The 18,207-nt window shown below is 71.6% G+C and carries 17 protein-coding genes and 1 pseudogene; 7 read left to right on the top strand and 11 right to left on the bottom strand.

Annotated elements, in window-relative coordinates:
* Window positions 1–49 precede the first annotated feature (49 nt).
* Genes ACFYZL_RS21420 through ACFYZL_RS21400 form a run of 5 tightly spaced genes read left to right on the top strand, consistent with a single transcriptional unit; the run spans window position 50 to window position 5,321 of the window.
* On the top strand, window positions 50–1,711 hold the full coding sequence (locus ACFYZL_RS21420; RefSeq protein WP_384743566.1) for an ABC transporter substrate-binding protein: 1,662 nt from the start codon (window positions 50–52) through the stop codon (window positions 1,709–1,711).
* Window positions 1,708–2,667 (top strand): ABC transporter permease, encoded by a 960-nt coding sequence (locus tag ACFYZL_RS21415; protein WP_384743564.1) that lies wholly within the window; start codon window positions 1,708–1,710, stop codon window positions 2,665–2,667. The genes ACFYZL_RS21420 and ACFYZL_RS21415 overlap by 4 nt, the downstream gene beginning before the upstream one ends.
* Complete coding sequence (locus ACFYZL_RS21410; RefSeq protein WP_384582860.1) at window positions 2,664–3,518, top strand: ABC transporter permease; 855 nt, start codon at window positions 2,664–2,666, stop codon at window positions 3,516–3,518. The genes ACFYZL_RS21415 and ACFYZL_RS21410 overlap by 4 nt, the downstream gene beginning before the upstream one ends.
* Window positions 3,515–4,528 carry an ABC transporter ATP-binding protein gene (locus tag ACFYZL_RS21405; protein WP_384743562.1) on the top strand — a complete coding sequence of 338 codons (1,014 nt, stop codon included), beginning with the start codon at window positions 3,515–3,517 and terminating at the stop codon, window positions 4,526–4,528. Before ACFYZL_RS21410 ends, ACFYZL_RS21405 begins: the two co-directional genes overlap by 4 nt.
* Window positions 4,521–5,321 carry an ABC transporter ATP-binding protein gene (locus ACFYZL_RS21400; RefSeq protein WP_388680911.1) on the top strand — a complete coding sequence of 267 codons (801 nt, stop codon included), beginning with the start codon at window positions 4,521–4,523 and terminating at the stop codon, window positions 5,319–5,321. Before ACFYZL_RS21405 ends, ACFYZL_RS21400 begins: the two co-directional genes overlap by 8 nt.
* An 18-nt stretch (window positions 5,322–5,339) precedes the next feature.
* Here ACFYZL_RS21400 and ACFYZL_RS21395 read toward each other — a convergent pair whose 3' ends face one another.
* Entirely contained in the window at window positions 5,340–5,972 is a 633-nt protein-coding gene (locus ACFYZL_RS21395) for a TetR/AcrR family transcriptional regulator (RefSeq protein ID WP_384743556.1), read from the bottom strand.
* Between the two features lie 184 nt (window positions 5,973–6,156).
* Between ACFYZL_RS21395 and ACFYZL_RS21390 the strand changes: the two genes are divergently transcribed.
* Together ACFYZL_RS21390 and ACFYZL_RS21385 are read left to right on the top strand one after the other, a co-directional pair.
* On the top strand, window positions 6,157–7,323 hold the full coding sequence (locus ACFYZL_RS21390) for an agmatine/peptidylarginine deiminase (RefSeq protein WP_384743553.1): 1,167 nt from the start codon (window positions 6,157–6,159) through the stop codon (window positions 7,321–7,323).
* Window positions 7,324–7,522: 199 nt separating this feature from the next.
* Window positions 7,523–8,689: an agmatine deiminase family protein gene (locus ACFYZL_RS21385; protein ID WP_384743550.1), complete on the top strand. Its 1,167-nt coding sequence runs from the start codon at window positions 7,523–7,525 to the stop codon at window positions 8,687–8,689.
* Window positions 8,690–8,793: 104 nt separating this feature from the next.
* On the opposite strand, the gene ACFYZL_RS21380 is transcribed toward ACFYZL_RS21385, so the two are convergent.
* The 10 genes and pseudogenes from ACFYZL_RS21380 to ACFYZL_RS21335 all read right to left on the bottom strand — a co-directional run.
* Window positions 8,794–9,627 (bottom strand): tyrosinase family protein, encoded by an 834-nt coding sequence (locus tag ACFYZL_RS21380; RefSeq protein WP_388680906.1) that lies wholly within the window; start codon window positions 9,625–9,627, stop codon window positions 8,794–8,796.
* A complete protein-coding gene (locus ACFYZL_RS21375; RefSeq protein WP_384743545.1) occupies window positions 9,624–10,052 on the bottom strand; it encodes a tyrosinase family oxidase copper chaperone in 429 nt (142 codons plus the stop codon). Before ACFYZL_RS21375 ends, ACFYZL_RS21380 begins: the two co-directional genes overlap by 4 nt.
* 101 nt (window positions 10,053–10,153) lie before the next feature.
* Window positions 10,154–10,924, bottom strand: coding sequence for a hypothetical protein (locus tag ACFYZL_RS21370; protein WP_388680902.1), 771 nt, complete (start codon window positions 10,922–10,924; stop codon window positions 10,154–10,156).
* 90 nt (window positions 10,925–11,014) lie between these two features.
* Window positions 11,015–13,756, bottom strand: coding sequence for a fumarate reductase/succinate dehydrogenase flavoprotein subunit (locus tag ACFYZL_RS21365; RefSeq protein ID WP_388680899.1), 2,742 nt, complete (start codon window positions 13,754–13,756; stop codon window positions 11,015–11,017).
* A gap of 24 nt (window positions 13,757–13,780) precedes the next feature.
* A complete protein-coding gene (locus tag ACFYZL_RS21360) occupies window positions 13,781–14,539 on the bottom strand; it encodes an ABC transporter ATP-binding protein (protein ID WP_388680896.1) in 759 nt (252 codons plus the stop codon).
* Window positions 14,536–15,441 carry an ABC transporter permease gene (locus ACFYZL_RS21355; RefSeq protein WP_384743535.1) on the bottom strand — a complete coding sequence of 302 codons (906 nt, stop codon included), beginning with the start codon at window positions 15,439–15,441 and terminating at the stop codon, window positions 14,536–14,538. Before ACFYZL_RS21355 ends, ACFYZL_RS21360 begins: the two co-directional genes overlap by 4 nt.
* Complete coding sequence (locus ACFYZL_RS21350; RefSeq protein ID WP_384743533.1) at window positions 15,438–16,781, bottom strand: ABC transporter substrate-binding protein; 1,344 nt, start codon at window positions 16,779–16,781, stop codon at window positions 15,438–15,440. Before ACFYZL_RS21350 ends, ACFYZL_RS21355 begins: the two co-directional genes overlap by 4 nt.
* 14 nt (window positions 16,782–16,795) lie before the next feature.
* Window positions 16,796–17,023: a ferredoxin family protein gene (locus ACFYZL_RS21345; protein ID WP_125741086.1), complete on the bottom strand. Its 228-nt coding sequence runs from the start codon at window positions 17,021–17,023 to the stop codon at window positions 16,796–16,798.
* Window positions 17,024–17,074: 51 nt separating this feature from the next.
* Window positions 17,075–17,842 carry a GntR family transcriptional regulator gene (locus ACFYZL_RS21340; protein ID WP_384743530.1) on the bottom strand — a complete coding sequence of 256 codons (768 nt, stop codon included), beginning with the start codon at window positions 17,840–17,842 and terminating at the stop codon, window positions 17,075–17,077.
* Window positions 17,843–18,102: 260 nt separating this feature from the next.
* Window positions 18,103–18,207, bottom strand: a pseudogene (locus tag ACFYZL_RS21335) (ABC transporter permease); the annotation flags it as partial.

Here is an 18,207-nt window from a genome sequence, read left to right as displayed (position 1 = left end):
CCCGCGGCCCGTCAGCCACCCGCATCACGTACGGAAAGAGAGCGCGACGATGACCACACCCCCGCCCCGCACCGCCAGACGCACCGGCCGCCCGCTCGGCAGGCTCGCCGCCGCGACCGCGGTCATGGCGTCCTTCGCCCTGGTCGCGGCCTGCTCCGGCCCGCCCAAGAGCGGAGGGGCCCCCGTCACCGAGGTCACCCTGTCGAAGACCACGCCGACGGCGAAGGGCGAGATCGACTCCTTCACCTGGGCCGTCTACGCCGAGCCCCCCACGCTCGACTACACGGTGGCGTTCGACTACCCGCAGAACACGATCCTCTCGAACGTCTGCGAGAGCCTCATGCGGTGGACGCCGGGACTGACCCTGGAGCCCGGGCTCGCCCAGAAGGCGACGAACCCCGACCCCACCACCTGGGTCTACGACCTCCGCCCGAACGTGCGCTTCCACGACGGCGGTGTGATGAGCGCGGACGACGTGGTCTACAGCCTCGGCCGGCAGACGGATCCGAACAACGCGGCGGCCTGGGCCCAGAACTTCCAGAACGTCGACTCCGTGACCAAGACCGGTCCGCTCCAGGTCACCGTCAAGCTGAAGAAGCCCGACTCGCAGTTCCCCCAGTACATGGCCACCGCCGCCGGCGTGGTCGCCTCCAAGGCCGGGATCGAGGCGGCGGGCAAGGACTACGGCACCACCGGCAGCCTCGCCTGCACCGGCCCCTTCAAGCTCGGCACCTGGAACAAGGGCCAGTCGATCGAGCTGGAACGCTTCGACGGCTACTGGGGTACCAAGGCCAAGGCCAAGAAGGCCGTCTTCCGGGTCCTGACCGATCCCTCCGCCCGTACCAACGCCATGCTCAGCGGCGAGGCGGACGGCGGATACCTGATCCCCACCGAGAGCTACGCCCGGCTGCGCGACAGCGGCGTCGGCAGGCTGTACTTCGGCGAGGGCCTGAGCACGGTCAACGTCAACATCACCAACATGCAGGGTCCGCTCGGCGACGTCCGCGTGCGCCGCGCCCTGTCCCTCGCCCTGGACCGGGCCGGGTTCGTCAAGGCCGGTCTCGGTGGCGCCGGAACCGTCACCCACTCCCTGACCACCCGCGCCGCCTGGGCCGCGGCCCCCGAGAGCACCCTGAAGAACGCCCTCGACACCCTGCCGCGCCCCGACCGGAACATCGAGCAGGCCAAGGCGCTGATCAAGGAAGCCGGAGCCACCGGCAAGACCCTGACCGTGGCCACCAGCTCCATCGGCCAGGACGTCTCCCTCCTGGCGACCGCCGTCCAGGCGGCCGGCACCCAGATCGGCCTGGACATCCAGCTCAAGACGATCGCCCCGAACGCGTTCACCGCGCTGTTCACCGATCCCGCGGCGCGCGAGGGCATAGACATGTTCCCGCTCACCTACTACGACTCGATCACCGACCCGCTCGACCTGCTGACGAACTTCAAGACCGGCGCCTACCTGAACTTCGCCGGCTACAGCGACAAGCAGTACGACGCGCTCGTCGACCAGGCCGTCGGCACCTACGAGCCGGGACAGCGCCTGGAGATCGAGGCCAAGCTCCAGAAGCAGGCCGCCGAGCAGCTCCTGTGGATCCCGGTCGCCGAGTGGCCCACCGCGGTCTTCCTCAACAAGAAGATCACCGGCGCGCCGACGACGATCTCCTACATGTACTACCCGTGGGCCGCCGACGTGGGTGCCGCCCAGTGAACTTCCTGAGATTCGCGGCGCGACGGCTGGGGGAGATGGCGGCCACGCTGCTCGCCGCCTCGTTCATCGTCTTCGGCGCCATGTACCTCGCCCCGGGCAGCCCGGCGAGCTTCCTGCTCGCGGGCCGCTCGGCCTCCCCGGAGGCCCTGGAGGCGATCAACGCCCAGTACCACCTGAACGACCCGTTCCTCGTACGGTACGCACGCTGGCTCGGCGACATCGTCCAGGGCGACTTCGGGCGGTCCATCACCTACCGCACCGACGTCTCCCGGCTCCTGTCCGACCGGCTGCCCAGCACCCTGATGCTGGTCGCGATGTCCCTGGTGGTCGTCGTGGTCATCGGCCTGCTGCTCGGCTGGATCGGTTCGGTGAAGGGCGGCGCGACCGACTCCGCCATCCTCGTCACCACCACGTTCGCCGTGGGCACGCCCTCGTTCGTCGCGGCCGTGCTGCTCCAGGGCCTGTTCGCCGTCAACCTCGGCTGGTTCCCCAGCAGCGGCGCGGGCGACGGCTTCGGCGACATGCTCTGGCACCTGACCCTCCCGGCCCTCGCGCTCGCGCTGTACCTGATCGGCATGCTCGCCCGGGTCACGCGCTCGGCCATGCTCGAAGCCCTCGACAGCGAACACGTCACCGTGGCGCGCAGCCGGGGCGTCCCCGAGCACCAGGTCATCCGCCGCCACGTGTTCCGCAACGCGCTGGGCACCGTCCTCACCACCGGTGGCCTCATCGTCTCCACCCTGCTGGTCTGCACGATCCTCGTGGAGACCGCGTTCAGCATCGGCGGGATCGGTCAGCTCCTCGAACTGTCCACCACCACCAAGGACTTCCCGACCGTCCAGGCCATCTCCCTGATCATCGTCGCCCTGTTCATGATCGTGAACCTCATCGTCGACCTGATACTGCCGCTGGTCGACCCGCGGATCACCCTCGGATCGAGGAGGTCCTCCGCATGACCGCCGTCCTGACCCGCCGGCCGGGCCTTTCCCGGATCCGGGTGACCGGGTCACCGCTGTACCTGGTCTGCCTGGCGTTCGTCGCCCTCGTCGTGGTGGCGGCCGTGCTCGCCTCCTGGCTGGTGCCGTACGACCCCAACGTCATCGACCTGGGCAACGCGCTCGCCGCCCCCTCCGCCGAGCACCCGCTCGGAGTCGACGCCGCCGGCCGCGACACCCTCTCCCGCCTGCTGCTGGGAGCCCGTACGTCCCTGCTGGGACCGCTCGGCGTGGTCGCGTTCTCCACCGTCGCGGGCGTCGCCGTCGGCATGGCCGCGGCCTGGAAGGGCGGCTGGCTCGACTCCCTGCTCTCCCGCAGCACGGAACTGGTCTTCGCCTTCCCCGGCATGCTGCTGGCCATCCTGATCATCTCGGTCTACGGCGAAGGGCTGACCGCACCGGTCATCGCGCTCGCCGTCGCCTACCTCCCCTACGTCAGCCGCCTCACCCGTTCCCTGGTCCTGGCGGAACGCGAACGCCCCTACGTCAGCGCCTACCAGGTGCAGGGGCACTCCTCGCTGCAGATCTGTCTGCGCCACGTCCTGCCCAACATCGCCCCCGTCGTGCTCGCCCAGTCCACGATCAACTTCGGGTACGCCCTCATGGACCTCGCGGCGCTGTCCTTCCTCGGGCTCGGCGTGCCCGCCCTCACCCCCGACTGGGGCCGCATGGTCTTCGACGGCCAGACCGCGATCCAGCTCGGCTACCCGCTTTCGGCGATCCTGCCCTGTGCCGTCATCGTGCTGACGGTGGTCGCCTTCAACGTGGTCGGAGAACGCTGGGCCGACCGCGTCGCCAGGAGAGACCGATGAACCCGATGAAGCCGATCGACCCGATCGACCCGCAGTACACCCTCGACATCCGGGGGCTCCGGCTCAGCCTGCCCGGCACCGCCCGCCCCGTCCTCGACGGCGTCGACCTCACCGTCGCCGCCGGCGAGACCGTCGCCCTCGTCGGCGAATCCGGCTCCGGCAAGAGCCTGACCTCCCGCAGCGCACTGAGCCTGCTGCCGCCGGGCGCCACGGTCGAGGGCTCCGTCCTCGTGGCCGGCCAGGACGTGCTCACCATGGACGAAGGCCGGCTGCGGGACCTGCGCACCGGCACCGTGGCCATGATCTTCCAGGACCCCCGTGCCGCCATCAACCCGCTCCGCCGCATCGGGGACTTCCTCACCGAGAGCGTGCGGCTGACCAAGGCCATGAGCCAGGCCGACGCGGAATCCCGCGCCGCCGAACTCATCGAGGCGGTCGGCCTGAACCGCTCGGCCCTGAAGAAGTATCCGAGCCAGGTCTCCGGCGGCATGCTGCAACGCGTCATGATCGCGGCCGCCCTGATGGGCGATCCCGTGCTCCTGCTCGCCGACGAGCCCACCACCGCCCTCGACGTCACCACCCAGGCCGAGGTCATCGCCCTCCTGGCCACACTGCGCGAGCGCTTCGGCACCGGCCTGCTCTTCGTCACCCACGACCTGGACCTCGCCGCGGCCATCAGCGACCGCGTCTGTGTGATGTACGCCGGCCGCATCGTCGAGAGCGGTCCCGCGGAGGTCCTCTTCGCGCGGCCCCGCCACCCCTACACGGCGGCCCTGCTCGCCTCCACGCCCCGCCTGGAGGCCCCGCGCGGCAGGCTCACCGCCATCGACGGCCAGCCCCCGGACCTCCGCCAGGAACTGCACGGCTGCCCCTTCGCCGCCCGGTGCCCCCTCGCCACCGAGGTGTGCGACACGCAGGCCCCCCAGCCGCTGCCCGCACCCGGGACCCCCGGACACCAGGCGGCGTGCCACCACAGCGACCGGCTCGAAGGGAGCGCCGTCGATGCCTGACAACGTGCTGGAAGTCTCGGGTCTGCACCGCGCATACGGAGACGTACGAGCCGTGGACGACGTGTCGTTCACCCTCCCCGCGGGCGGCTCCCTCGGCATCGTGGGCGAATCCGGATCCGGCAAGACCACCACCGCCCGGATCGTCGTGGGTCTGGAGCGGGCCGATGCCGGCGAGGTCCTCGTCCACGGCCGCGACCGCACCGGACGCGGCCGCGGCCGGGCACAGCGCCTCGCCCGCGCCCGTGAGGTGCAGATGGTCTTCCAGGACCCGTACCTGTCCCTGGACCCGCGCACCAGCGTCGAGGCGGTGCTGCGCGAAACCCTGCGCCTGCACTTCCCCGGCAGGGACCACGCCGCGCGCATCCGTGAGCTGCTGGACCAGGTCGGACTGGGCACCCGCGCCGCCGACGCACTGCCCCGGCAGCTCTCGGGTGGCCAGCGCCAGCGCGTCGCCATCGCCCGGGCTCTGGCCGTGGAACCGGCCGTACTCGTCCTCGACGAGGCCGTCGCGGCCCTCGACGTGTCGGTACAGGCGCAGATCCTCAACCTGCTGGCCGACATCCGGGAGCAGACCCCGGTCGGCTACCTGTTCATCACGCACGACCTGGGCGTGGTCCGCTGCGTCACGGACGACGTGATCGTCATGCGGCACGGCGCGATCGTCGAGTCGGGCCGCACCGCCGAGGTGCTCGCGGCACCGCGGCACCCCTACACCCGGCTGCTCCTGGAGTCGGTTCCCCGCCCCGGCTGGGACCCGGGCGGGATCGCGGCGGCCCGTCGGGCCCTGCGGTGACCGGCGGCCGCGGCCGCCTCAGGCTCCCGCGGCGAGCGTGAAGATCAACGTACGGAAGACGGACTCGGCGTCGACCTCGGCGTCGAGCGACTGGATGGCGGCCAGTCCGTCCACGGCGGCGGCCACCGCCTCGCCGAGGGGGCGCGGGTCGACGCCGTCGCGTTCGTCCGCCAGCACCTGGAAGAGGCGGCCGAAACACGCACGCCACCTGCGGTACTCCGCCTCCAGGCTCACCCGGACGCGTTCGTCGTTCAGCGCGTGCCAGTGCAGCGCGGAATGGAGGTGGGACAGGTCGGGGCTCTCGCCCCGGGTCAGCAGCAGGACCACCCGTTCCGCGCGCTCGGCGAAGGTTCCCGGGGCGTCGACGGTCTCCTCCATCGGGGAGATCCACTCCGGACGGATGTCGTCGATCACCGCCAGGATGAGGTCCGTGCGGTCCGCGAAGTGGTAGTGGCACATGCCGTGCGACACCCCGCACAGGGCAGCCACGTTGCGTGTCGTGAACCGCTCGCTCATCTCGCCGCCCAGGAGCGTCCGCGCGGCCGCGATCAACCGTGCGCGCGTCTGTTCCCCCTTGGCCGAGACGCGGGTCCGTCCTGCTCGGACGGGGACGGACACGGGAGTCCGCGGTTCCTTCGGAGGGGCTGCCATGGCGCAACTCTAACCAGTGACGGAGCGCCACCTGGGCGTTTCCCCGCACCCCGCAAGATCGCCCTCGTCAACGGGCCGGCCGGTTGCGAGAAATACTGCCAAGAATATTGACCGAGCGCTCGGTCAGGAATAGCTTTCCGGCCAACCACGGGGATCCCGTGGGCAGTTGACACAGGAGGCGGACATGAACGATCACGCAGCAGGGAGGCCGCCGGCCGGCGGAGCCCTCGGTCGGCGCGGGTTCCTGACGGCGGCGGCCCTCGCCGCGGCCGGTGCCGCACTGGCGACGTCCGAGGGGGCGGCCCGGGCGGCGTCCCGCTTCGGAGCGGCCCCCGCGGCGGCGGGCGCCTTCGCGGTGCCCGCGGAGGACGTGCGCCACACGCGGACCTGGATGGCCTGGCCGGACAGCACCTCGATCTGGCGGAGCAAGCTCGGCGGTGTCCAGGGCAACATCGCGCTGATCGCCAAGACGATCGCGAAGTACGAGCCGGTCATCATGTGCGCCAACCCCGCGAGCGCTGCCACGGCGCGCTCGATGTGCGGGTCGACCGTCACGGTGATCACGTCCATCCCGGTCGACGACTGCTGGATGCGCGACACCGGGCCCGTCTTCCGGACGAACGGCGCCGGCGGCCTCGACGCGGTCGGCCTGAACTTCAACGGCTGGGGCAACCGGCAGACGCACGCCAAGGACGCGCTGGTGGCCGGGAAGATCGCGGCCTACGCGGGCGTCCCGATCACCTACGCCAACCTGGTGGGTGAGGGCGGTGCCATCGAACAGGACGGCGCCGGCACCCTCATGGCGACCCGGAGCAGCATCATCAACCGCAACCGGAACCCCGGGATGTCGCAGGCGCAGATCGAGGCCGCGATGTGTTCCGCGTACGGTGCGTCCAAGGTCATCTGGTTCGACGGAGTGGTCGGCCAGGACATCACCGACGACCACGTCGACGCCACGTCCCGGTTCCTCGCGCCGGGCAGCGGGGTGGTCCAGATGCCGCTGGCGACGGACACCGACGCCTACGCCATGGACGCGCGCCGGCAGTACCAGATCCTGTCCACGTCCACGACGGCGACCGGCACCCCCATGGCGGTCACCAAGCTCCAGGGACCCGACTACTACAAGATCCGCTCGGCCGACCCGAACTTCGTCGCGGCCTACGCCAACTACTACGTGTGCAACGGGGCGGTGATCTCCTCCCAGTTCGGCGACACCTCCGCCGACGCCGCGGCGAAGGCCGCCCTCGGCCGGCTCTTCCCGGGCCGGACCGTCGTCCAGCTGAACACCGACTACCTGGGCGCCGGCGGCGGCGGCATCCACTGCGTCACCCAGCAGCAGCCGGTCCCGTAACGGCCGTCGCACGCTCCAGGCACCTTTCGGTGGGCAGAAGCGGCCGGTCGCACCCCGGTCCGTCCCGCCTCTGCCCACCGTCACTCCGGACTCCGAAATCCGGAGCACATTGCTCCACTTTCTATTGACTGAATTTTCAGTTCAGGTCAGGATGCGTAGTGCATCCCCTGCCGATGTCTCTTTTTTTCGAGGGAGTCCCATGGACACGCAAGGCACGTCCCGACGCAGGTTGCTCCAGTACGGCGCGGCCGCCCTGCCGCTCGCGGCCCTCGGTTCCGCCCTCCCGTCGGTCGCCCGGGCGGCCACGGCCCCCGGCGGCTCCGCCACGCTGCGGATGCCCGACGAGGCCGGTCGCCACGTCCGCACCTTCATGGCCTGGCCGGCGCTCTCCTCGGTCTGGTCGACCCGGCTCGGAGGGGTGCGCCGGCACATCGCGACCGTCGCCGACGCGATCTCGCGGTACGAGCCCGTCGTGATGCTGGCCAGGCCCGGACAGGCCGCCGACGCCCGGTACGAGTGCGGGGCCGGCGCCTACTACGGCATCACGGTCGTCGAGATACCCAACGACGACCTGTGGATCCGCGACTTCGGCCCCACCTTCGTCGTGGCGCCCGGTGCGATCGCGGGCGTGGACACCAACTTCAACGGCTGGGGGAAGACCGGTACGAAGTACGCCCAGCCCTTCGCCAACGACGCCGCGGCGGCCGCGACGCTGCTGTACGACTACGGCGTCAACCGCATCCGGGCGCCGTTCGTGGGCGAGGGCGGTTCGCTGGAGACCGACGGCGAGGGAACCCTGCTGGCCACGGTCAGCTCGCTGGTCAACGCCAACCGCAACCCCGGCAAGAGCCAGGACCAGGTCGAGCAGGACCTGAAGTCCTCGCTGGGCATCGACAAGGTGATCTGGGTGCCGGGCATCGCCGGGCAGGACATCACCGACTGCCACATCGACTGCCTCGCCCGCTTCATCGAGCCCGGCAAGGTCATGCTCGACAAGCCCGGCCCGCAGACCGACCCCAAGTGGGTCGCGGTCTACGAGGAGACCAAGCGGGCCCTGCAGAGCGCCACCGACGCCAAGGGGCGCCCGCTGGCCATCACCGAACTCCCCGGCCCGGACCGCAAGAACATCCGCGTGAAGGACGAGCCGGAGTTCCTGTCCAGCTACACCAACTACTACACCGTCAACGGCGCGGTCATCGCCCCGCAGTTCGGCGACGGCTACGCGGACGGCGTGGCCTACGCCATCCTGCAGGCCTCCTACCCCGGCCGGAACGTCGTCCAGCTGAACATCGACGAGATCGCGCGCGGCGGTGGCGGCATCCACTGCGGCACCCAGTCGCAGCCGGTCGTGCCGCCGGCCGTCTGATGCCACCGGCGGTCTGATGCCACCGGCGGTCTGATCAGCCGCCGGTAGGGGGAACGGTTCACCGGACCGGGCGCGTGCGGGCGCCCTGTCCGGTGTTGCCGTTCCTACCGCTTGCCCTCGGTGTCGAAGGTGTAGAACTTCCGGTGGTCGAGCATGTCGGCCGGCGTCACGTCGGTCCACGGGCTCATGACGGAGTGCAGGTCGACGACGTTGGCCGTCGGGACGGCCGGCACATAGGTCGACTTCGGGTTCCGGACCTGCCACTCCGCCCACAGCATGTCGATGAAGGCGTGGTGCAGCCAGAACACCGGGTCGTTGGGGGAGGCGGCGCTGGTCATCTGGCCACCCACCCACACGTGGACCCGGTTGTGGATGTTGATCCCGCGCCAGCCCTCCAGGTTGTTGCGGAAGCCGTTCGAGGCGCTGTTGAAGGGCGCCACGTCGTACTCCGGCATGGCGAGGATGGATTTGACCTCGTCCTTGGTCGGCAGCTGGGGCGTGCCCGAACCGAGGTTGCGCCGCAGGTACTGGCGGGAGTCCACCCCCACGGTGATGGGCCACTTGCCCCCCGAGGCGGCGAAGGGCCCGTCGAGGACCTGCCCGTCACGGGCCCGGGTGATGCCGCCCATGAAGTCCGCGGCCCACAGCGGGGACGTGGGGGAGCGGTCCACGGTCCAGTCCCAGTACGGGAGGGAGACCTTCGGGTCCACCCGCTGCAGGTGCAGTTCGAAGTCGAGCAGGAAGCGGCGGTGCCAGGGCAGGAAGGAAGGACCCCGGTGGGCGATCCGGTCGCCGAAGTCGTTGTCCTCCGTGAGGAACCAGTTGTGGACGTCGACGAACTGGTCGTAGATGCCGTTGCGCTTCAGTTCCAGCACCGCGTTGGTGAAGGCGCGCTTCTCGTCGGCGGTCAGCGTGGAGGCGCTCTTGCGGACGGTCACTTGATCGGGCCTGCCTTCTTGGGATTGAAGGCGACCAGACCGGCACCTTGGAGTTCGCGGACGGCGGCTCGCGCGGCCGAAATGGGATCGGGGAACGTCTCGTAGTGGTTGACGAGGGTGACCCAGGTGTTGTCTGCATTGCGCATCAGGTGCAGCTCTTTGCCGTCGATCTTGATCGTGGGCATGCCGGGGGAGTGGTGGCCGCCGCCCCCGTCGAAGCTGATCTGGATGCGACGGCCCTCGAAGGTCTCGTCGATGGTGCCGGTGGGCAGGGCGAGGGGCTTGCCGGACGCCCCCGCGGCGCCGGAAGCGCCGGAAGCCGGCTTGTCCCCCTTGGCGGAGGAGTCGCACGCGGTGGTCAGGCCGGCAGCGGTGACAGTGCCGGCGGCGATGGCCAGGGCGTGCCGACGGGTGATCATGTTCATGTCTTGAAGAATTATCAGAAGGCCGCGATCGGCCGATCAGTGCCCCTTGCATTCGACGGCAACCGGCGCACAACGTCCTTGACCCCGGACCGGGTTACGGGTTACTGGAGCTGTGACAGGTCGACCGAGTCGGACGGTGCGGGAGCCTTGGCCGGTACGGTCTTGTCGAAATCGGAGAACGTCGCCTCGATCCGCTCGCCGGACGCCTCGGTGCCCTTGACCCGCAGCAGGTACGGCTCGTCCTCGGTGGAGACCTGGTAGGTGCCCGTCCTGCCGTTCTGCCTGCTCGTGACCGTGATGGCCGGCTGCCCGTCGACGGAGGTCCGCGGCCCCTTGGTCAGTTGCTCGTTCACCGGCTTCGAGGAGAGCTCGCTCTTGAAGAAGTCCAGGTCGCAGAAGTCGGCGAAGTCGCGCAGCAGGAGGCTGCCCGTGGTGCCGTGCAGATAGCGGCCGTTGATGAGCGCGATCGCGTCATTGGCCGCGGCGGCGGGTACCTGGGACCGCAGGAGGGCGTCGTCGAGCTTCAGCCACACGTCCTTGCCGCGCTTGATGATGGCGGCCGAGCCCACGTTGCCCGGAGGCGTGACCGTGCCGACGCAGTTGCCGCCCTCGTCGAACCGGAGGTCCAGTGAGGTCGTGCCGGACTTCTCCGTCACCTTGGCCGCCATGCGCATGGACGTGACCCCGGACATCGCCTTGCGCGTGGCGTCCGCGATGGCCTGGGCGCTCTGGTCGGCGATGCCGTTGTCATCGGCCCGGGCGACCCCCGCACCCACGGCCGGACCGGCGAGGACCAACAGGCAGACGCCGGCGGCGGCCCTGCGGCGGGATCGGGCCGCACGGGGTGCCGGGTCCGGGTGAGGTGCGGACATCGGGCGCCACCTCCCTCTCACCCGATCAGCCTAGTTCCGCGCGGCGGCGGGCGCAGTCCGGGCGCACGCCCCGCCGCGGCCGGGCCCCGGTCAGGAGGCGGCCCGGGACGCGTAGGCGCGTACGTCGGCGTCGGGGTCGGCGGTGGCCGTGGCCAGGGCGGTACGGGCCTCGGGGACGCCTCGGTGCGCGAGGAGCGAGAGCACCGCGGCCTTGCGGACGTCCGCGTTCGGGTCGGCCAGGGTTCCGGCCAGGGCGGGAACCGCCTCCGAGGGCGGCGCCGCCCGCAGGGCCGCCGCCGCACCCGCCCGGACCTGCCACGCGGGGTCGCGCAGGGCCTCGGCGGCCCGTGCGGCGTACGGGGGTGGGCAACCGGTCTCGGCCAGTGCGCGCAGGGCCGCGCCCCGCACCAGCGGGTCGGGGTCGCCCAGCAGCGGGTCGAGCGGCGCCGGGGCCGGGGCGTGCACCGCCGCGAGGCCGCGCGCCACCGCGACCCGGACCTCGCGGGCCCGGTCCCCGGCGGCCACCGCCAGTTCCGCCACCGCGTCGACCGACACCAGGGCGCGCACGGCGGTGGTGCGGACCTCGATGTCGGCGTCGGCGAGCGCGACGGCGTAGATCCCGGCGTCGCCCAGCCGCAGTGCGCGCAGCACGTCGAGCGAGGCCGCCCGGACGGCGGGGTCGGCTACGTCCAGCGCCGCCCGCAGCCCCGCCCCCAGCTCCGGCCCGGCCGGGAGCACCTCGACGAGCTCGCGCAGCGCGGCCGCGGCGGCCGACCGGACCCGGGACGCGTCGTCCCGCAGGCGTGCGGCCAGCGCGGGGCCCGCGCCGGCGGGCACGGTCTCGCCGAGGGCGGCCACGGCCGCCGCCCGCACCGCGGGATCGGCGTCCTCCAGGTAGGGACGGAACGCCTCCAGGTCGGGTGATTCCTCGGCGAGGGCGAGCAGGCGCAGCAGGGCGGGGCTCGGCGCGGAGGACCGCGCGGCCGCGGACTCCTCCTCAGGGAGCCCCGCGGGCAGGTCCCCGGCGGGCCGGGCCGCCGGGGCGGCGTCCCTCGGGCCGGCCGTGGCCACCGGAACCAGCGCGACCTCGCCCAGCGGCCGCTCCGGTCCCGGCGCCGGCGTGAACTCCGGCACCGGAACCGAGTACGGCTCCACCGGGCGCGCCGTGAACTCCATAGCCCCGGTGGCCGACTTGCGCAGGTCGAGGTGGTGCAGCCAGCCCGTGTCATCGCGCTCCGCGTGGTCGAGGCGCTCGTGGTACAGACCCCACCGGGACTCGGTGCGGGCCAGCGAGGCCCGGGCGGCCATCTCCGCGCAGTCCCGGATGAAGCCGACCTCGGCGCACCGCATCAGCTCGTGCGCGGTACGGGCACCCATCCCGGCGATCTCCCGCGACATGCGGGTGAACGCCTCCACCGCCAGGGACAGCTTCGCCCCCGACTTGGGCGGCGCCACGTAGTCGTTGACGAACCGCCGCAGCTTGTACTCCACCTGCGGCTGCGGCGGCCCGTCCGGATGGCGCAACGGCCGGTAGACGAGTTCGTGGGCCGCCGCCACCTGGTCGCCGGGCAGATCACCGTCGTACGCCCGGTACCGCGCCGCGTCCTCGCCGGCCAGATCGCCGTAGACGAACGCGCCGATCATGTAGTTGTGCGGTACGCAGGCCAGGTCACCGGCCGCGTAGAGGCGGGGCACGGTCGTGCGGGCGTGCGCGTCGACCCGTACGCCCGAGGCGGAGTGGCCGCCGCACAGCCCGATCTCCGAGATGTGCATCTCGATGTCATGGGTGCGGTAGTCGTGGCCGCGGCCCTCGTGGAAGGTGCCCCGGGTGGGCCGTTCCGTGGTGTGCAGGATCGACTCGACCGCGCTGACGGTCTCCTCCGGCAGATGACTGAGCTTGAGGTACACCGGGGCCCGGTCGGAGGCGAGTTCGGCGGCGAACTCGGCCATCATCTGCCCCGACCAGTAGTCCGACTCCACGAACCGCTCGCCGTGCCGGTTCACCTGGTAGCCGCCGAACGGATTGGCGACGTACGCGCAGGCCGGCCCGTTGTAGTCCTTGATCAGCGGATTGATCTGGAAGCACTCGATCCCGGTGAGCGCGGCCCCCGCGTGATAGGCCATCGAGTAGCCGTCGCCCGCGTTCGTCGGGTTCTCGTACGTCCCGTACAGGTAGCCGGAGGCCGGCAACCCCAGCCGGCCGCACGGCCCGGTGGCCAGGATCACCGCGCCCGCCCGGACGACGACGAACTCCCCGGTGCGGGTGTTGAAACCGGCGGCGCCGATGGCCCGTCCGTCCTCCGGATGCGTGAGGACCCGCACCGGCATGACCCGGTTCTCGATGCGGATCCGCTCCCGCATCTCGCGCCGCCGCAACTGCCGGTAGAGGACCTTCTTGACGTCCTTGCCCTCCGGCATCGGCAGCACGTACGAACCCGACCGGTGCACCTGGCGCACCGCGTACTCGCCGTGCTCGTCCTTCTCGAACTTCACCCCGTACGACTCCAGGCGCCGCACCATCGCGAAACCGCGGGTCGCCGTCTGCCGGACGGTGGACTGGTCGACGACGCCGTCGTTGGCGCGGGTGATCTCGGCGACGTAGTCGTCGGGCTCGGCCCGGCCCGGGATCACCGCGTTGTTGACCCCGTCCATGCCCATGGCGAGCGCGCCGGAGTGCCGTACGTGGGCCTTCTCCAACAGCAGCACCCGGGCGCCGCGTCCGGCCGCGGTCAGCGCGGCCATTGTGCCGGCCGTACCGCCGCCGATGACGAGGACGTCGCAGGAGAGTTCGGTCGCGTCGGCGAGAGCGGGAACGGTGAGGGGAGTGTCCACCAGGGTCTCCACGGGAGGTGCCTTTCAGAGGGTTTCGAGGATGCGCCGGCGCAGTTCGGCCGTGTCCGGGGCGTGCTGCGCGGCGCGGTCGCGCGGATGCGGTACGTCCAGCACCAGACCGGAGCCGAGCAGGGCGACCCGGTCGCCGAGGTGGAGCGCCTCGTCCACGTCGTGGGTGACGAAGACGACGGTCGCGCCCGTGCCCCGCAGGATGTCCACCAGCAGGTCCTGCATCCCCGCGCGGGTGTGCGCGTCCAGCGCGCCGAAGGGTTCGTCCATCAGGACGGCGCGGGGCCGGCCCGCCAGCGCCCGGGCCAGCTGGACGCGCTGCCGCTGCCCGCCCGACAGCCGGTGCGGCAGTTTGCCGGCGTGCCCGGCCAGGCCGACCCGCTCCAGCCACTCGTCCGCGCACCGCCGCCGTTCGGCCCGGGGGACCCCGCGGATCGCCAGGGGCAGTTCCACGTTCGCGCGGACGGTGCGCCACGGCAGCAGCGCGTCGTCCTGGAAGACCAGCGCCCGGTCGGCGGCGGGCCCGGTGATCGGATCGCCGTCCTGGGTGACCTGCCCGCCCAGCGGGGGCAGCAGGCCGGCGAGGGTGCGCAGCAGGGTGGATTTCCCGCAGCCGGAGGGCCCGACCACGGCCAGCAGCTCCCCCGGCGCGATCCTCAGCGTGACCTCGCCCGGCAGAGGCGCGCCGTCCGCGTGTCCGAGGAGTACGTCCTCCAGTGCCAGTGCCGCCCCGGTCTGCGGGGGAGCGGCGGGCAGGACGGTGGTGCTGCTCATGGGACCGGTTCCTTCCGGGGGACGGCGGTGACGGCCGGGTCGGGCGTGGCGGGCTCGGTGCCCGTGCTTACGGGAGCGCCGGCGCGGCCGGTTACGCGGAGCGCCAGGTGGTGCCTTGCCGGGACGGCTCCCCGTGCGGCCGGGCGGGGCAGCCAGGCGGTGGCGCGGCGGCCCAGCAGTTCCACCGCGGTCGAGGTGATCCACCCCAGGGCGCCGATGGTGGCCATGCCGACGAAGACCCCCGGGTAGTCGAGGACGGTGTACGACTGCCAGGTGCGGTAGCCCACCCCGTACTCGCCCGAGATCATCTCTGCGGAGATCACGCAGATCCACGCGACGCCGATGCCCACCGAGAGGCCACCGAAGACGCCCGGCAGGGCGCCGGGCAGCACCACCGAGAACAGCACCCGCAGCCGGCCGCCGCCCATGGTCAGCACGGCTTCCTCCCACACCGGGGTGAGGGCCCGGACCGCGTGCCGGGTCGACACCACCACCGGGAAGAAGGCGGCGGTGAAGGTGATGAACACGATGCCCTGCTCGTTCGTCGGCAGGAGCAGGATGGCGACCGGGACCAAGGCGATGGCCGGCACCGGCCGGGCCACCTCCACCAGCGGACCCAGCAGATCGGCCGCCCAACGGGACCGGGCGATCGCCGTGCCGACGGCCACACCCAGCACCGCGGCCAGCACGAAGCCCACCACGATCCGACGCAGGCTGTGGCCCAGGTCCTGCCAGTACGGGCCGGTGACGAGCCGGTCGGAGAAGGCGGAGGACACCTCGCCGACCGTCGGGAACTGCTCGAACCGCAGCCACAGGTTGACGTCCAGGGAGGTCAGCAGCTGCCACAGCCCGAGGGCCGCGGCCAGCGAGGCCACCCGGAGCAGCCAGCGGCTCCCGCTCATGAGGCGAGGCCCACGGCGTCCGCGTAACCGATGACGCGCGCCCCTGCGTGACCGTCGACGTACCGCTTCGCGTTGGCCGGGGTGACGAAGGCGAGCAGCTCGGTGCCGTCGGCCACCCACACCGCCTTGTCGGCGTACCAGAGGGTGCCGGTCAGGGCGTCCGGCACGTACGCGGCCCGCACGTCGGCGCCCTTGGCGGCCTTCAGCAGCTCCTTGGGGCTGTCGAAGGAGAGCGTGGAGTTCCGGCCCTTCAGCCACAGCTCCGCCTTGGCCGCGGCTGCCAACGGGTACGCCGGGGCCTGCGCGGCCCGCTTCAGCGGCGCCGGATCGACGAAGGCGTCCACGTCCACGTCGCCCACCAGACCGGCCGCCTTGAGCACGGGGACGTCCTCCTTCAGCGCCGCGATCAGCTCCGGGCGGAGCTCCGGGTCGAAGGTGGCGATGCCGTTCGCTCCGTTGTAGAGGTAGACCACCTCGGCCGGCAGCCCGGTCTCCTTCGCGACCGACTCGGCCGCCGCCACCGGGCTCGTCCGCAGGTAGTCGGTCGCCCGGCGCTGCGCCTTCAAGAAGTCGTCGAGCACGCCCGGCCTCTCGCCGGCGAACTTCTGCCGGACGGTGACCCCGTGGAAGGTCGGGAGGTTCAGCTCGGCCCCGTCGTACAGGGCCTTCGCCCGGCCCTCGAAGGCCAGCTGGCCGGGCCAGGCCACGAACTGCGACAGCGCGTCCGCACTGCCCGCCTGCAGGGCCGAAGCCCCCACACTGGGCTGCTGGTTGAGCTTCTGGATGCCCTTCTCCGGGTCGATCCCGGCGCGCTGCAGGGCCCGGATGAGGGTCCCGTCGGCGGCCGATCCCACGCTCGTGGACACCTTCTTGCCGCTCAGGTCGGCCAGCGACTCCAGCTTCGAGTCCGGCGCGGTCACCACCGTGTTCAGGCCACCGCGCAGGTTGTAACCGGTGACCGCGACCAGCGCGGTCGGCTGCTTCAGTTCCCTGCCCTTGGCGGCGTTGAGCAGCAGCGGGAAGTCACCCATCGAACCGATGTCGACCTTGCCCGCGGTCATCTGCGCGGTGATGGGCGCGCCGGTCGCGTAGTCCTGCCAGTCGACCTTGTACGTCACGCCCTCCTTCCTGCCGCGCGCCGCCAGCTCCTCCTCGAAGTAGCCGAGGGAGCGCAGCAGGGTGCCCGCGGTGACGGTGTTGATGGTCTTGGACTGGTAGCCGACGGTCACCGTGACCGTCTTCGGCGAGCCGCCCGCCTCCCCCTCGCCCCCGCCGCAGGCGGTGGCCAGGGGCAGGAGCAGGGCGATCGGTACGGCAGGGGAGAGGATTCTGCGACGCATGGGGAGGGGGCCTTTCACCGGAGCAGGTAGGGCATGTTGACGGTGACCGCGCCGGTGGGACAGCGCGCCGCGCACGGGCCGCAGTACCAGCACTCGTCCACGTGCATGTACGCCTTGCCGTTGTCCTCGCGGATCGCGAGCGAGTCGAGGGGACACATGTCGACGCAGAGCGTGCAGCCGTCGATGCACTTGGACTCGTCGATGGTCACGGGCACGTCGGCACGCTGGGGAACCAGGGGCATGGCTGTCTCCAAGGGCCCGGAAGGGCGGGGAACCGGAGGAAGGGGGAGTGTTCAGAGCGAGCGGCGCAGCAGGCCGCTCATGGTGATGCGGTCGCCGCGGAACCGGATGAACTCCAGGTCCACCGGCCGTCCGTCGGGCAGACGGGTCAGCCGTTCCAGCATCAGGACGGCGGCGCCGCGCGGGGCCTGGAGGACGGCGGCGGAGTGCGCGTCGGCGTTGACGGCCTCCAAGGTGATCTCGGCGTGGCCCAGCGGACTTCCGGTCAGCGACTCCAGCAGCCGGAACACGTCCGTGTTCTCCAGGTCGCAGCCGAGGAGTTCACCGCCCAGGTCCATGGGGAGGTACGACAGGTCGAGGGAGAGCGGCAGCCCGTTCAGGCGGCGCAGCCGCTCGATGCAGAGCACGTCGCTGTGCTCGGGCAGCCCCAACCGGTGCGCCACCGGACCCGGCGCGGTCACCGGCCCCACGGTGCGGACCTCGTTGGTGACCCGGCCGTGCTCGTGCAGGGTCTCGGCCAGGCCCTGGAGGCGGTCCAGGCCGTGCGGGTACTTCTCGCAGACCACCACCGTGCCGACCCCGGGCTGCCGGTCGACGAGCTGCTCACCGCGCAGCAGGTCCAGGGCCTGGCGGACGGTGTTGCGGCTGGCCCGGTAGTCGGCGGCGATGGCGTCCTCCAGGGGCAGGACACCGCCCGGGAAACCGCCCGCCAGGATCTGATGGCGCAGCAGGTCGGCGAGTTGCCGGGCCTGGTCCGCACGCAGCCGGCGACGGCGCGCGGCGGCCACCGGGCGGGCGGCGGGGGCGGGTTCGGCGGGCATGAAACGAACGTACCGGGCCGGTGCCACCCGTGGTGTTGCCGCAGTATTGCGCCACCTGATGACTCGTTCGTACGGCTCTGACCTGCGATTTCGCAGGCTTGAGGACAAGATCCGCCACCACGGTGACCACAACGTGGACCACGTGACGGCCACGATGCGAACACGGCCGCGCCGCAGCGGAAAACAGCACCGGCTCCGGCGGAGGCGATGCCTCCGCGGAGCCGGTGCTGTTGCCGGACGGGCCGGTGGGGAAGGGGAGTTCAGCCCTTGACCAGGAGGCCGCGGCTGCGCAGGACCCGGCGTTCGGCGGGGCTGAAGATGAGGAGGTCGATGGCGATGCCGACGACGAGGATGAGGATGATGGC

The organism is Streptomyces sp. NPDC001717, from assembly GCF_042892775.1.
Classification (GTDB): domain Bacteria; phylum Actinomycetota; class Actinomycetes; order Streptomycetales; family Streptomycetaceae; genus Streptomyces.
Note: the sequence above shows the minus strand (reverse complement) of the source record. Positions and strands in the feature narration are given on the sequence as shown.

Bases quoted from the DNA above. Each gene is read 5' to 3' on its own strand.
- ACFYZL_RS21420 (WP_384743566.1), top strand. From the start codon at position 50: ATGACCACACCCCCGCCCCGCACCGCCAGACGCACCGGCCGCCCGCTC.
- ACFYZL_RS21410 (WP_384582860.1), top strand. From the start codon at position 2,664: ATGACCGCCGTCCTGACCCGCCGGCCGGGCCTTTCCCGGATCCGGGTG.
- ACFYZL_RS21405 (WP_384743562.1), top strand. From the start codon at position 3,515: ATGAACCCGATGAAGCCGATCGACCCGATCGACCCGCAGTACACCCTC.
- ACFYZL_RS21400 (WP_388680911.1), top strand. From the start codon at position 4,521: ATGCCTGACAACGTGCTGGAAGTCTCGGGTCTGCACCGCGCATACGGA.
- ACFYZL_RS21395 (WP_384743556.1), bottom strand. From the start codon at position 5,972: ATGGCAGCCCCTCCGAAGGAACCGCGGACTCCCGTGTCCGTCCCCGTC.
- ACFYZL_RS21390 (WP_384743553.1), top strand. From the start codon at position 6,157: ATGAACGATCACGCAGCAGGGAGGCCGCCGGCCGGCGGAGCCCTCGGT.
- ACFYZL_RS21385 (WP_384743550.1), top strand. From the start codon at position 7,523: ATGGACACGCAAGGCACGTCCCGACGCAGGTTGCTCCAGTACGGCGCG.
- ACFYZL_RS21375 (WP_384743545.1), bottom strand. From the start codon at position 10,052: ATGAACATGATCACCCGTCGGCACGCCCTGGCCATCGCCGCCGGCACT.
- ACFYZL_RS21370 (WP_388680902.1), bottom strand. From the start codon at position 10,924: ATGTCCGCACCTCACCCGGACCCGGCACCCCGTGCGGCCCGATCCCGC.
- ACFYZL_RS21360 (WP_388680896.1), bottom strand. From the start codon at position 14,539: ATGAGCAGCACCACCGTCCTGCCCGCCGCTCCCCCGCAGACCGGGGCG.
- ACFYZL_RS21355 (WP_384743535.1), bottom strand. From the start codon at position 15,441: ATGAGCGGGAGCCGCTGGCTGCTCCGGGTGGCCTCGCTGGCCGCGGCC.
- ACFYZL_RS21350 (WP_384743533.1), bottom strand. From the start codon at position 16,781: ATGCGTCGCAGAATCCTCTCCCCTGCCGTACCGATCGCCCTGCTCCTG.
- ACFYZL_RS21345 (WP_125741086.1), bottom strand. From the start codon at position 17,023: ATGCCCCTGGTTCCCCAGCGTGCCGACGTGCCCGTGACCATCGACGAG.
- ACFYZL_RS21340 (WP_384743530.1), bottom strand. From the start codon at position 17,842: ATGCCCGCCGAACCCGCCCCCGCCGCCCGCCCGGTGGCCGCCGCGCGC.